13 protein-coding genes are annotated in these 14,122 nt (G+C 44.7%); 7 read left to right on the forward strand and 6 right to left on the reverse strand.

The window, feature by feature from the left end; genetic code table 11:
- Positions 1-113: 113 nt before the first annotated feature.
- Positions 114-1,064 (reverse strand): choline ABC transporter substrate-binding protein, encoded by a 951-nt coding sequence (locus tag WH95_RS17125; RefSeq protein ID WP_046509564.1) that lies wholly within the window; start codon positions 1,062-1,064, stop codon positions 114-116.
- Positions 1,065-1,426: 362 nt separating this feature from the next.
- On the opposite strand from WH95_RS17125, the gene betI reads away from it, so the two are divergent.
- From betI to WH95_RS17140, 3 genes are read left to right on the forward strand one after another with little or no spacing between them, the layout of a single operon-like run.
- Positions 1,427-2,014 (forward strand): choline-binding transcriptional repressor BetI, encoded by a 588-nt coding sequence (betI, locus tag WH95_RS17130; RefSeq protein WP_052742117.1) that lies wholly within the window; start codon positions 1,427-1,429, stop codon positions 2,012-2,014.
- 57 nt (positions 2,015-2,071) lie between these two features.
- The gene (gene betB / locus WH95_RS17135; RefSeq protein ID WP_046509566.1) at positions 2,072-3,538 is read left to right on the forward strand and encodes a betaine-aldehyde dehydrogenase; all 1,467 of its coding nucleotides are present in this window, start codon (positions 2,072-2,074) and stop codon (positions 3,536-3,538) included.
- Positions 3,539-3,555: 17 nt separating this feature from the next.
- Positions 3,556-3,981, forward strand: coding sequence for an HIT domain-containing protein (locus tag WH95_RS17140; protein ID WP_046509567.1), 426 nt, complete (start codon positions 3,556-3,558; stop codon positions 3,979-3,981).
- 167 nt (positions 3,982-4,148) lie between these two features.
- On the opposite strand, the gene WH95_RS17145 is transcribed toward WH95_RS17140, so the two are convergent.
- Complete coding sequence (locus tag WH95_RS17145; RefSeq protein ID WP_204247822.1) at positions 4,149-5,348, reverse strand: zinc ABC transporter substrate-binding protein; 1,200 nt, start codon at positions 5,346-5,348, stop codon at positions 4,149-4,151.
- Positions 5,349-5,463: 115 nt separating this feature from the next.
- On the opposite strand from WH95_RS17145, the gene WH95_RS17150 reads away from it, so the two are divergent.
- From WH95_RS17150 to WH95_RS17160, 3 genes are read left to right on the forward strand one after another with little or no spacing between them, the layout of a single operon-like run.
- The gene (locus WH95_RS17150) at positions 5,464-5,961 is read left to right on the forward strand and encodes a Fur family transcriptional regulator (RefSeq protein ID WP_046509568.1); all 498 of its coding nucleotides are present in this window, start codon (positions 5,464-5,466) and stop codon (positions 5,959-5,961) included.
- Between the two features lie 38 nt (positions 5,962-5,999).
- Entirely contained in the window at positions 6,000-6,839 is an 840-nt protein-coding gene (locus tag WH95_RS17155; RefSeq protein ID WP_082114214.1) for an ATP-binding cassette domain-containing protein, read from the forward strand.
- Positions 6,836-7,651 carry a metal ABC transporter permease gene (locus tag WH95_RS17160; RefSeq protein ID WP_046509569.1) on the forward strand — a complete coding sequence of 272 codons (816 nt, stop codon included), beginning with the start codon at positions 6,836-6,838 and terminating at the stop codon, positions 7,649-7,651. The genes WH95_RS17155 and WH95_RS17160 overlap by 4 nt, the downstream gene beginning before the upstream one ends.
- Before the next feature lie 53 nt (positions 7,652-7,704).
- On the opposite strand, the gene WH95_RS17165 is transcribed toward WH95_RS17160, so the two are convergent.
- Together WH95_RS17165 and WH95_RS17175 are read right to left on the reverse strand one after the other, a co-directional pair.
- Positions 7,705-8,607: a LysR substrate-binding domain-containing protein gene (locus WH95_RS17165; protein ID WP_046509570.1), complete on the reverse strand. Its 903-nt coding sequence runs from the start codon at positions 8,605-8,607 to the stop codon at positions 7,705-7,707.
- A gap of 362 nt (positions 8,608-8,969) precedes the next feature.
- The gene (locus tag WH95_RS17175; protein WP_046509572.1) at positions 8,970-10,322 is read right to left on the reverse strand and encodes an aminotransferase-like domain-containing protein; all 1,353 of its coding nucleotides are present in this window, start codon (positions 10,320-10,322) and stop codon (positions 8,970-8,972) included.
- A gap of 151 nt (positions 10,323-10,473) precedes the next feature.
- On the opposite strand from WH95_RS17175, the gene WH95_RS17180 reads away from it, so the two are divergent.
- Positions 10,474-11,439 (forward strand): threonine dehydratase, encoded by a 966-nt coding sequence (locus WH95_RS17180; protein WP_046509574.1) that lies wholly within the window; start codon positions 10,474-10,476, stop codon positions 11,437-11,439.
- Positions 11,440-11,470: 31 nt separating this feature from the next.
- Here WH95_RS17180 and WH95_RS17185 read toward each other — a convergent pair whose 3' ends face one another.
- Together WH95_RS17185 and phnY are read right to left on the reverse strand one after the other, a co-directional pair.
- A complete protein-coding gene (locus WH95_RS17185; RefSeq protein ID WP_046509575.1) occupies positions 11,471-12,163 on the reverse strand; it encodes a hypothetical protein in 693 nt (230 codons plus the stop codon).
- 513 nt (positions 12,164-12,676) lie between these two features.
- Positions 12,677-14,110: a phosphonoacetaldehyde dehydrogenase gene (gene phnY, locus WH95_RS17190; RefSeq protein WP_046509576.1), complete on the reverse strand. Its 1,434-nt coding sequence runs from the start codon at positions 14,108-14,110 to the stop codon at positions 12,677-12,679.
- Positions 14,111-14,122: the final 12 nt, after the last annotated feature.

Genomic DNA, 14,122 nt, shown 5'->3' on the forward strand with positions numbered 1-14,122 from the left:
ACAACGAAGTTGCTCTTACACAAGCTCACCGCTATCACTGGTTTTATTTTTATTTAACATACAAGAGGGCCGACAGAATGCCAGCCCTCTGTAAAATAAATCTGGCTTAAAACTTAAAGACCAAGATGGCTCTTTACTGCTGCAAGGCCATCACCACCATCAAATGTGGTAACACCAGCGAGCCATGCATCCAATGCGCCCGGGTTTGCTTTCAACCACTCTGTCGCAGCAACTGGTCCTTCTTTACCATCATCAAGAATGGCACCCATGATCTCGTTTTCCATGGCAAGTGTGAAGCCTAGATTGCCCAGAAGTTTACCCATATTCGGGCACTCACTGGCATAGCCTTTTCTAACGTTCGTATGAACATTCGCGCCACCAAAGTTAGGGCCGAAAATGTCATCACCACCAGTTAGATAAGTCAGTTCGAAGTTTGCATTCATTGGGTGTGGTGCCCAACCAAGGAAAACAACCCCCTTATCACGACGGGTAGAACGCGCAACCTGCGACAACATACCTGCTTCGGATGATTCAACAACCTCAAAGTCTTTGAGGCCAAAGGTATTATTGTCGATCATATCCTGAATAAGACGGTTACCGTCGTTACCTGGTTCGATACCATAGATTTTACCATCAAGTTCATCTTTGAACTTGGCAATATCTGCAAAATCTTTCAGACCCTTGTCAGCAAGATAAGTCGGAACGGCAAGTGTGTATTTAGCCCCTTCGAGGTTAACACGAACTGTCTCAACAGAACCTTCATCACGGTAAGGTGCGATGTCGGCCTCCATGGTTGGCATCCAGTTACCAAGGAATACATCAACATCACCGTTCTTAAGACCAGCATAGGTCACAGGAACAGAAAGAATTTGAGTTTCCGGCTGATAACCAAGCCCTTCCAGAACAACAGATGCTACGGCTGTTGTTGCAGTGATATCAGTCCATCCAACATCGGAAAAAGTAACAGATTGGCAGCTAGCTGGCTCCGCAGCTTGCGCCCCAGTTGTAAAACCAGCTGCAGCGATGGCCAGTGTGCTAGCCGAAATCAAGTGTTTGAGGTTCATTCACTTGTCTCCATTTTTTGTGCCACAAGAGGACCCCGTGGCTCTAATTGATTTTAGCAAGATACCTGCAAGTTCATTATTATTCTAGCAGGATTCTTTTGCCTGATTAACTCCCTAGTACGACCGAAATCATTGTCGTCACTTCACTATCAATAATTTATTTTGATTGAACGTTCAATCAAAATAAATTATTGATAGATATAACGCAGTCATCAACCCAAGAACGTAAGTTATGATTTTTTAAATGAAATCAAAAACTAAGTTCAAAAAAATGCGTAACGAAACAGGACACTAAATACACGTTTTTTTTGTTTCAATGTCTCCCCTAAGAACTGAAACATTGAATAAAAGGATACAAGACCTTGCCAAAAGTCGGAATGGAAGAGATTCGGAAAACCCAGTTGATCGAAGCAACAATTGCTATGATCCACGAGGAAGGTTTTACCAATGCCAGCATTTCGAAAATAAGCAAACGTGCAGGCCTGTCTTCTGGAATTGTTGCCCATTATTTTGACGATAAATCCGGTTTATTAACCGCAACGCTTCAATACCTCATGCGTAAATTGGGGGAAGAAACAAAAAAGCAGTTAGAAAATGCCAACACACCAATTGAGCGCCTGCTTGCCGTCGTGAATTCAAATTTTTCTGATGAGCAATTCAAACCTGGCGTGGTTGATGTCTGGCTGGCTTTCTGGGCTTTGGTTCCAACGTCGGAAAAACTTGGACGCCTGCATAAAATCAACGAACGACGTATGCAAAGTAACTTTCAACATGCGTTAAAGCCTTTGCTGCCCGAACAGATGGTCGCAAGCACAGCAACGGGTCTGGCTGCCATGGTCGAAGGGCTCTGGATACGCTGTGCCCTGACAGAAGGCGGGGTCACCCCCAAAGAGGCAATCACTATTATGGAAAGTTATATCAGCAGCCAGATACTGGCCCATCAAAAATAACTTCGCATATTTAAACAACACAGCAGAACAATACTTTAAAACTTTAGGATCAAAACAATGGCAAAGCTTCCTACTCAACAGCTTTACATCAACGGCAAATACACAGACGCAACATCCGGCGAAACATTTGAGACGATAAATCCGGCAACAGGGGAAGTAATCTGCGAAGTTCAGATCGCTTCTCAGGCTGACGTTAATAAAGCTGTTGATGCTGCCAAGGCTGGTTTCAAAATCTGGTCCAAAATGAGTGGCACCGAAAGAAGCCGTATTCTTTTAAAAGCTGTTGCCCTGCTCCGCGAACGCAATGACGAGCTTGCTGCCCTTGAAGTCGCTGATACAGGTAAACCAATGCAAGAAGCAAACTGCGTTGATGTCGAATCAGGTGCAGAGTGCATCGAGTATTTTGCAGGTCTCGCAGCCTCTATCAACGGAGAGCACATTCAGCTCGCAAATGGCAACTTTGCCTATACCCGCAAAGAACCACTGGGTGTCTGTGCTGCCATTGGCGCATGGAATTACCCCATCCAGATTGCTTGTTGGAAATCCGCACCTGCCCTTGCCTGCGGAAATGCGGTTATTTACAAGGCATCTGAAGTCACCCCGCTCACCGCGTTGAAGCTGGCCGAAATTTATACCGAAGCAGGTTTGCCGGATGGTGTTTTCAACGTTGTGTCTGGTTTAGGTCCTGTTGGTCAAATGCTGGCCGAGCACGAAGGTATCGAGAAAATCTCTCTGACAGGTTCTGTTCCTACGGGCAAGCGCGTCATGGAATCAGCCTCTAAAACCCTCAAACACGTTACTCTGGAACTTGGCGGCAAGTCCCCACTGATCATCTTTGATGACGCGAACCTGGATAATGCAGTTTCCGCAGCAATGCTGGCAAACTTCTACACTCAGGGAGAGATCTGTTCCAACGGTACCCGCGTATACGTCCATGAAAATGTTAAAGAGGCCTTCCTTGAGAAATTGATCGAGCGAACCTCAAAAATGATCATCGGCGACCCGATGGATCTGGAAACCCATGTTGGCTCGCTTATCCATAAAGAACATATGGAAAAAGTTCTGAGCTATATTGAGATAGGCAAAAACGAAGGCGCGACCCTTGCTTATGGCGGTAACAGAGTGACAGTCAAAGGCTTTGAAGAAGGTTGCTTTGTTGAGCCAGCAATCTTTACCGACGTAAAAGCAGACATGCGGATCGCCCGGGAAGAGATCTTTGGCGCCGTTATGTCCGTCATCACCTTTGACGATGAAGACGAAGTTGTTAACGCCGCCAACGATACCCAGTTCGGCTTGGCAGCGGGCGTCTTTACCCAGGACATTAACCGCGCACACCGGGTTATTGAAAAACTGGAAGCTGGTACCTGCTGGATCAACAACTACAACATCACACCAATTGAAATGCCCTTTGGTGGTTACAAACAGTCTGGTATAGGTCGTGAGAACGGAACCACAGCAATCAACCATTTCACTCAACTAAAATCTGTTTATGTTGAGATGGGTGATGTGGATTGCCCTTATTAAGCCAGAAAGTTAGCTAGATGCCTTTTGCACTTCACGAACGGTTAGAAGCAGATACCCTTTTTATCAAAGACCTTACCCACAGTAGGGTCCTTTTGATGAACGACAACCAGTACCCATGGCTGATCCTGGTACCGCGCTATCCCAACCTTCGTGATTTGCACGATCTATCAAAAGATCAACTCACCGAAGTGATGGAAGAAGTCCGCCTAGTTTCTGACATTTTGGTGGAGGAATTCAAGGCCTTTAAGATTAACGTCGCAGCCCTTGGGAATATGGTACCGCAACTCCATATTCACGTTATTGCGCGTTATGAGGATGATCCGGCCTGGCCTGGTCCGGTCTGGGGCGTTCACCCCGCAAAGGCCTATGACAGTAACAAGGCACAGGCCTTAAAAGTTATACTTGAAACCGCAATCGAACGTGGGAGCATTAAACCTGAGTAAAATTGCCTCCCTGAGCCAGGCTCAAGTCGTTTTCCTCAGACTCCTGCCTAACCATATCCCACAAGACGATTGCGGTTTCCTTTTTCGACCTTACTCACATAAGTCCGGATGAGTTCCCGCAGTATATGCTTGTCAGGTCGAGCAATGACCTAGCAAACATTATGCGCTTACTTCTTAGTCAAACAAGACACCAAATTGTCACCCAGGCTCGTCATAAGTGAGTTATAGGCTTTAGGTCCCTTCGCAAGGTTTGATCCCAATGGATCTAACTCACCAATGTTCGTATCAAGATTTTCAGCCAATACATCTACCACAACTGGTTTGAATTGCGGCTCCTTGAAGATACAAGCGGCCTTTCTTTCCCTAATAACCTCACGTAATTCTGTAATCCGCTTGGCACCAGGTTTTCTTTCCGCATCAATAGTAACTGACCCAACCGCAGAAAGGGAAAATTCTTTTTCAAAGTATTGATAAGCATCATGGAAAACCAGATAAGGCTTGTCCTGTACAACTGACAACTGACCATCCAGATCTTGCTTCAACACCCCCAGATCAGCCGTAACCTTTTTCACATTGGCTTGATAGGTAGCGGCATGTTCAGGGTCAATTTTGGCAAGTTCATCACCAACTCTTGCTACGATTGCCTTGGCATTGTCGATAGAAAGCCAAATGTGTGGATCAAACTGTCCGTGATCATGATCGTGATCTTCTTCATGGACATGATCACCATCGTGCTCATCGTTATGATGTTCTTCATCATTATGTTCATGTGCATGGTCTTCATCATGAGCGTGCTCATCATGGGCGTGGCCATCATGATCTTTTTCATGGTCGTGATCGTGCGTTTCATCATGATCATGTTCAGCCGCATGGTCGTGTTCACCCCCATGCTCATGCTCTTCTTCGTGATCATGGCCACCATGGTCATCATGGTCGTCATGCTCATCATCGCCGTGATTATGGTCATGTTCCCACTGTCCAGAACTACGATTTTCATGAAGAGTGATACCTTTAATGTTCATCAGCTCCAGAACTGTTTTTTTCCCTTCTTGCTGGGAAAGAGGCTTCTTCAGAAATGTTTCGAGACCTTCTCCAACCCAAACAACCATATCAGAATCATTCAACGCGCGAACCTGGGAAGGACGCAGACTATAGCCATGCGGAGAAGCACTTTTATCCATAATAAGTTCAGGTTCTCCTACTCCTTCCATTACTGACTGCACAAGAGAATGAATTGGCAGGATCGAAACCGCGACTTTCGGCGCTTCGCCTGCAATAGCATTCATACTAAGTCCAGAAAGAATAGAACTAGCCAGTAAAGAAACACGAAGAGGATTTCGTAACCCTGATTTTCTAGAGAGCATCATAATGAACCTTGTAACGACACCGAACTCGGTGATGAAAAGTAAGATAATGGGATAAATTCCAACAATGATATGTTATAACATTTACATCAATGTCAAGACAGGATATTTATAGGGCATGAAAAACTTTGATACTGTTTCTCTCTCTTTTTGTGGCGGATCTCACGATCATAAACACTGCATAAAAACTGCTTTAAATGAGGCGGAAGAACTATGCCTGACTCGTGGTGTCCGCTTGACTGAGGTTCGTAAACGTGTGCTAGAACTGGTATGGGAAAGCCACAACCCCGTAGGTGCTTACGATGTCCTTTCCAAGCTTTCTCAGGAAAGCGGAAAAACAGCCCCACCCACAGTTTACAGGGCTCTGGATTTTCTTTTAGAACAAGGCCTTATACACAGAATTGAATCTATGAATGCCTATGTGGGCTGTTCTCATCCATCAGAGGAACATTCTGGCGTATTCCTTATTTGCAATAACTGTGGTTGTGCTGCTGAAGTTCATGACTCAGCAATAGATCAAGCGATTTTAAACAAGACAGATAGTCTTGGCTTTAAAACCGATCAGCGCATGTTGGAAGTTCGGGGTACCTGCCCGGATTGTCACTCTACACAATAAGACAAAGAGCCCTTGGCTAAAAATTAGCGACACATACCATGGAAGATATCCTTAGTGATAAAGCCCCTGATTTCAATGAACCTGGCTGTGGCTGTGGACATGACCACAACGCCCCTGAACCAAGTGGAGAGCCACTTATACAAGCCGAAAATCTGACAATTAATTTTGGTGGAAAAACAGCTATTCACAATGTCAGCCTAACAGTTCACAAGAATGAAATTGTTACGCTTATCGGACCAAACGGCGCCGGAAAATCAACATTGCTTCGTGCCTTGTTACAAGCACTGAAACCAACATCTGGCGAGGTTTGGCGGAAACATGGTCTGGTCATTGGTTATGTCCCGCAAAAACTGAACATCGATCCAATTATGCCAATGACTGTGGAACGTTTTCTGTCCATACCAGACAAACGACCTCTTTCAGAGCGAGAAGCTGCCCTACGTGATGTTGGTGCACTCCACACCTTGAAACAAGCAGTGCAAAGCTTATCAGGTGGCGAGTTTCAACGTGTTCTTCTTGCCCGTGCCATCCTTCGAAAACCTGACATCTTGGTATTGGATGAACCTGTTCAAGGTGTTGATTTTCAAGGACAAACAGAACTCTACAAACTAATTTCCCGTCTCAAGGAACAATCTGGTTTTGGTATATTAATGGTCTCACATGACCTACACATTGTGATGGCAGAAACAGATCGCGTTATTTGCATCAACGGGCATATCTGTTGTTCTGGTGCACCGACCCAGGTTAGCGACAGCCCAGAATATCTCGCTCTTTTTGGCAGACAAACAAAACCGGGCCTCGCTGTTTACCATCATCTTCATGATCATTCCCATGATTGTGCCCATGATCACCCTCTTGCAACGTCAAACGAGACATGATTTTAGAAGATTTTTTCCTGCGCGCCCTTGTTGCCGGTATAGGTGTCGCCTTGATTTCCGGCCCCTTGGGGTGTTTTGTTGTCTGGCGCAGAATGGCCTATTTTGGCGATACACTCGCGCACTCTGCCCTCTTAGGTGTCGCGCTTGGCCTGTTACTGGGGTTTAATCTAACCGTTGGCATTATTGGAACAGCAATTGCTATCGCCCTAACGGTCACACTTTTTCAACATCAGAAAAAGATCGCAAGTGATACGTTACTGGGTATCATGGCTCATTCCAGCTTGGCGGTCAGCCTCGTTGTCCTTGGGCTTTTGCAAGGATATCGGGTTGATCTGTTATCCTATCTCTTTGGTGATGTACTTGCCGTCAATTATCAAGATATTTATTGGATTTACGGTGGCGGCGCTGTTGCCCTATCCCTCTTGGCGTACATCTGGAAAGATCTTCTGGCCCTCACACTCCATGAAGAACTTGCACGCGCAGAAGGCATCAACGTAGCTCTTATCCAGACCCTGTTTATGGTAACCGTCGCGATTGTTATCGCCATTGCCATGAAAGTCGTTGGTGTATTGCTTATCACCTCTTTGCTGATTATACCTGCCGCTGCTGCAAGGCGGTTTGCAAAAACGCCGGAACAAATGGCAATCATTGCATCCTTGATTGGTAGCCTTTCAATTATTTTGGGTCTCTTTGGTTCTTTAGAATGGGATACGCCATCCGGCCCCTCTATTGTTGTAGCCGAAGTAATACTCTTTCTTGGCGGATTAATTTTTGGTGGCTTATTACTGGGTAAAAAAGCACATACCACATAACCCTGAATAAAAGTCATCGAACGCCCGACCTATGTTCCCGGTCAGATCTTAACTTAAACAGGGCACTGGTGTTCCTTGACTTCATTCAACAACCAGTCACGGAATTTTTTAATCTTTGGAATATTCCGACGCGCCTTGGGATATACCAGCCAATAGCCCCGGCCTTCGTCACAACAAATGTGATTGAATGGCTGGATTAAAGTGCCCCTTTTCAAAGCATCACGATAAAAGGTCGGCGTTAAAATAGCCACCCCTTGTCCTGCTTCAGCTGCTCTTGCCTCTAGCATTTGAATGCTCATCCTGCTGCGTTTATTTCCACGAAGTTCATCTGATTTCACCCCGACAGAATCAAACCAAAGTTTCCACCAAGGATCCGAGGCATCAATCAATGGCAACTGCAATAAATCAGCAGGTTTTTCAATTCCGCCAGCTGATTTGGCTAAATCAGGACTCAACATGGGAGAAAAGCTGGCTGGTATTAACAAATGCGCTTCGACACCCGGCCATTTTCCATCGCCTGATCGTATCCCGATATCAAAATCTTCACGTGTAAAATCAACAAGGGCCATAGAGGTATCAAGGCGAACCGCAAGATCTTCGTGGAGGATTTGAAAATTACCGATCCTTTCAGCCAAAAAATTGGTCGCAAAAGTCGTGACCGTCGTTATAAACAAAAGATTATGGCTTGTATCCTCGGCCATAACAAATGCCGCACGCAATAACTCAAAAGCTTCCGTTATAATTGGTGCAATGCGCTCGCCGGTTTCCGTCAAACAGACCTGCCGCGGTTTCCGTAGAAAAAGTGGCGTTCCCACTCTCTCCTCAAGAATCTTTATTTGATAACTCACAGCAGCCTGAGTCATTCCCAGTTCTTCAGATGCACGGGTGAAGCTACCGTGACGAGCAGCGGCTTCAAATACACGCAAAGACGAAAGAGGGGGTAATTTCGCAGGCATTATACATAAAATCTCCTTATGCATAATGATTAAAATTTAGTTGGATATTAAAGCTATCATTACGCACATTAGTATCAAGAAGAAACGAATTTATAAGGAAAATGGCAAAATGTCCACTGCACATAATCCATGTGATTCACATTGTATACCCCCATTGACGAAAGATAGAAATATCTTACACCATTCCATTAACATATTAAAAAAATTATGGAAATCAGAGAACAAGAAAAAAGTAATGAGTTTCAAAGATATGCATTATCTGCCAGCACACATCAAAAAAGATATTGGATTTTGGTGCGTTCAAGCTAAGGATCGCCCTACGTTACCCCAAACTAACAAAGGTTGAGTATTATCTTGCCTCATCAGTAAACGAGAACATTACACTTAATTAGCTTATCGATTGCTTCACTAAGCTGTGATCTGGTTTTGGGTGCCGTAATGCAAATTCTAATAAAATCAACTGGCTGGGGCACCGTCGTAAATAATGTCCCAGGAACCACATCAATTCCTGACATACGAAGCTTGTCAACAGCGTCATCAACCGCCCCAGAGACCTTGAGCCAAAGATGAGGGCACGGTGATTTCTCCCAATTCACCGCCCCTCTCTTTTTTAATCGCGATTTTGCGAGGTTCCACCGGGTCTCAATTTCGTGCCTTTGCCAGTCAGCCCTGGCAAAGGCACGTCCATTCAAGATCCAAGAATTCGCCAATTCAGTCATAAACGGGCTCATCGCCCAATTCGTTGCATGAACCTCGGCATTAATTGGTCCAAGAAGTCTTGGGCATCCACTAACAAAACCATAGCGAAGCCCGGGTGCTACTGACTTGGAAAGACTGGAGATCAAGATAGAATGATCTGGCAAATGAACAGATAACGGCTCATAGCCACTCAAAGGGCCATAAACATCATCTTCTATAACAATAATATCGTGCCGTTTAATAATCTCGATAATATCCAAACGACGCTGTCGGGAAGACGTAAATCCTGTCGGATTATTCAAGTTGGGATTAAGCACAAGGATTTTTCCGCCACTTGCTGTCAGAGCCCCCTGTAATGCAGAGGGCACTATGCCCTGTTCGTCACAATCAATCCCCATCAACTTTAGCCGCAGTTGACGAGCTACAGCCTTCATACCCGGAAAGGTATATTTTTCAACAAGCACCTTTCCTCCCGGCTCTCCTAAAGCAAGTAAAGAAGCCAAAAGTGCCTGTTGCCCACCGGCACAAGGAACAATATCTCGCGGTTGCACTTCACAACCACGCCAGGACAACCACTTACTCGCGGCAAATCTGGTCCGGGTTAACAAATCTGGTGAATGATAGGAAAGTGCCTGAGTTCCAACACCTGCGTTAACAGCCTCAAGAAGTAAATTTTGTGTATTTAGGTCATTGGGATGAACAGCAGGAATATTCGTCGACAAATCAATAGTATTGCTTGAAATCGTGTCTTTTAAGGCAAAAAGCTCTGCTTCTCGACTTGTTGCCAATACATAGGTCCCTCGCCCCACTTCTCCACCAATCAAGTGTCGTCTTGTAGCTTCCTTGTAGGCCTGACTAACCGTACTGACATTTAGTTGTAGTTCCCAAGCCAGATCACGATGTGTCGGCAAGCGATCCCCGGCCAACAGTTCTCCTTGTTGAATGGCCCTAGAAATAGCATCAACAATTGCCAGATATTTGGTTCTTATCGCGGGGTTTAAATCAGGTTTCCACATGTTACGCACTTTATTGTATGCCACACAATATTAATATTGAACCATACAATCAAGTTGCTACTCTTATAAAAACCGTAATGACAGACAATCAGCTTCTCATCATCGACTACAGAAACTGGACTGCTGAACCAATATTAAGAAAGATCCGACTATGTTTACCAAACACCAGCTTGAAAGTGCTGCGCAATATATCTATCAGCATATGTCTGCAACCCCGCAATATAGCTGGCCTCAGATAAATACCAAAGCAGGCTGCACAGTCGTGGTCAAACATGAAAATCATACGCCCATTGGTGCTTTTAAAGTACGTGGTGGACTGACATTTATGAGCTGGCTACGTGCCAATCACCCTGATATTCAGGGCATTATTACGGCAACACGCGGTAACCATGGACAGTCGCAAGCTTTTGCCGCGACTATGGCCGGGATCAAGCCCGTCATTGTGGTTCCCCATGGTAATTCCCAGGAAAAAAATAACGCCATGCGGGCCTTCGGCGCAGAACTAATAGAGCACGGGCAAGATTTTAATGAATCTCTTCTGGAAGTTAACCGATTGGCAAAAGAGAAAAATCTTTTTGTCGTCCCCCCTTTCCACGAACAGATCATGCTCGGCGTTGCCACTTATGGATTAGAGCTGATGACGGCACACCCGGATTTGGATCGTATTTATGTTCCCATCGGTTGTGGGTCCGGTATTTGCGGAACTATAACCGCGAGAAATGCTCTGAATTTGAAAACAAAAATAATTGGTGTTGTTTCTGACCAATTTCCAGCTGCAAAAAAATCCTTTGAAAGCCGTCAAATTATAAATACGGAAGTTGCATATTCCTTCGCTGACGGAATGGCTGTTCGTTCACCAGTACCCGATGCCTATAGCATCTATTCAAAAGGTGCAGAAAGCATTGTAGAGGTCAGTGATGATGAAATTGCCGAAGCAACCAGAATTTATTTTAGCGATACCCATAATACAACAGAAGGAGCAGGAGCAGCCGCACTTGCCGCAGTGTTGAAAGAAAGTAATCAACTGACGAATCAAAAAGTGGGGGTAATTCTTACAGGCGGAAACATAGACACAAACCAGTTTAGGGATATTTTAGACGGGAAAACACCGTTCTAATCGCCTTGCCTTTGTCCTCGGAAAACAGGATCTAATTCACGAAGCTCCCATCGACAGGGATTTCCACCTCTGAAAATATTGAATGAGTAGATATGTAAACAGAAAAACGTTTCATGAAGGGGGCAAATTGCCCCCTAAGATAATGATAAAGCGCTGCAGAATTAATTTTCTCTAATCGATTGGGATTCACTTTAAATCCGTGTTTTTCTTTGTAAAAGGAAACAGAAAAATCAGTCGATAAGAACGAGCCTATTTCTCCATTGCCAAAGGCCTTAAATACCTCTTCAACACTATTAAATATTCGTCCTCGACGCCCATCCATGTATTTTTCTTGCCAAAAAATACCTCGTACATACCCTATCGGTAACTTCGAGACCATACTTGGATTTGGATGCCCCCAAAGAGAGTTCGTTATCGTAAAAATTGGTGTATCTGACCGTACAAATGGTTGTTGATATTTATCTTCAACTATTTTCAAACGATAAAGCTCTCCGTCGACAGAAGCATTATTAAAAGCAGCAAGAGCTCGTCGACCAGGCAGGGCCTCTACCACAATATCACACCCCAATGCTTTATAGATTTTGTTAATTAGCCTCTCACCAGTATCAGACAAAACACTCTCGCTGATACTAGCCAGCTTTTGAGGGCAATCATCTTTTTCCCCTTCAGCAAAAGCACCTGAAGAAAAACTGATTATCAACGTAGCAAATATAAAGCGTATCATAAAATGAATCACAGCAACCCACGAAGAGAGAGGGGGGTGTTAATTTTAGAAGCAGGATATTAACTTTCGATTACTTTTTGTTAAAGCACGATTTGCAAAAGGAAATTTAATAGTATTTCAGCAATCGCTTGACGACATTACAATAGAATCAAAGAAAAAAGGGCTGTAGCAAATGCCACAGCCCAAGTTTAGCTAACCTGACACAAACACCTAAAATGTCAAGCCGCCTTCCAATTCCTCTAATACCTCAATTTATAGTATTATGGCAACGTATAAGTTAAATTTGCTGAAACAGATTAGGAGTTTACCATCCGGTAAATAATTACCCTCACCGACGTTTTCACCCTAAAAAAAAGAAGGGGAAGCTTATGCTCCCCCTTGTAAGTAATTGCCTAATCCCGATAAGATTCCCAATTTTTAGCACGGTTATATACTAAAAAACATACGGGCGTGGCTAAAACCAACCAGAAACACCACGAGGCACAGATACTCAGCAGAGTGTCATTACATTCCTCAGAGCCAAGGCAATGAGTAAGTCTTTACGTTTGTATAGCTCTTCATGGCCTCGATAACGCCCTCTTTATATCCAAGGCCGGAATCTTTGATGCCCCCGAAAGGTGACATTTCAATACGGTATCCAGGAACTTCCCATACGTTCACCGTTCCGGTACGCAGTTCTTTAATGAACCGCTGAATGTATTTGAAGTTGTCGGTGCAAACGCCAGATGAAAGACCGAAAGCCGTAGAGTTTGACACACGGATCGCATCATCAATGTCTTTCACGCGGATAATCGGAATGGCGGGGCCAAAGGTCTCTTCCCGGACCAGTTCACAATCGAATGGAACATGGTCAACAACCGTTGGCGGATAAAGTGCCCCCTCACGGTTATTACCATACAGAAGCTTTGCCCCGACTTCGACCGCATCATTAACACGTCGCTCAAACATTGACGCGGATTCAGCATCAATAACGCACCCCAGATCCGTTTCAGGATCCATCGGATCGCCGTATTTGATCTTCTGTGCTTTTTCAAGAACAAGCTTGGAAAACTCATCCGCGATTTCTTCGACAACCAGAATACGCTTAACGGCTGTACAGCGCTGTCCAGAGTTCTTTGTTGCACCTGAAACTGCTAGTTCAGCAGCCTTATCAAGATCGGCATCTTCCATCACGATAAGTGGCGCATTACCACCAAGTTCGAGAACAGTCCGACGATAGCCTGCATTTTCAGCAATGTACTTTCCAACAGGCACACCACCGGTGAAGGTCACAAGCTCAATATTCTCGTTTCGGATAAACTCGTCACCGAGATCTTCAGGAAGGCCTGTAATAATCGTCAGCATTTCCTTGGGAAGGCCTGCTTCATAGATAATATCGGCCAAAATCAATGCCGTAAGCGGTGTTTTCTCTGTCGGCTTGCAAACAATACAGTTGTTTGTGGCAATTGCCGGCGCAATCTTGTGCGAGATCATATTCAAAGGATGATTGAACGGTGTGATCGCAGAAATTGCTTTCAATGGCTCACGCTCAGTGAAGATCTTACGGGATTTTCCCTGAGGAGTGATATCACAAGAGAAGATCTCGCCATCATCCAGAATACACATCTGACCAGCAAGTGTGTAAACGTCATAGGCCCGGCCAACTTCGTAAAGTGAATCCTTCTTACAAAGACCTGATTCAGCCGTGATGATGTCAGAAATTTCTTCTTTACGTTCGTTGAGGATCTCTGCAACGCGGAAAAGAATTTGCTGACGTTCATAGCGTGTCAGTTTTGATTCGTAATTTGCCGCAATTTCAAAAGCTTCCTTTGCATGTGCTGCTGTACCGCGAGGAACAGATCCGATCACTTCGTTTGTGTAGGGATAATGCACATCAATACGGCCTTCGGTATCGACTTTCTTACCAGCGATACGCATTGGTTCGTAACCAACAATCTTTACAGACATTTTAATATCCTT

It is taken from the genome of Kiloniella litopenaei (genome assembly GCF_000982415.1).
Taxonomy (GTDB): Bacteria; Pseudomonadota; Alphaproteobacteria; order Kiloniellales; family Kiloniellaceae; genus Kiloniella; species Kiloniella litopenaei.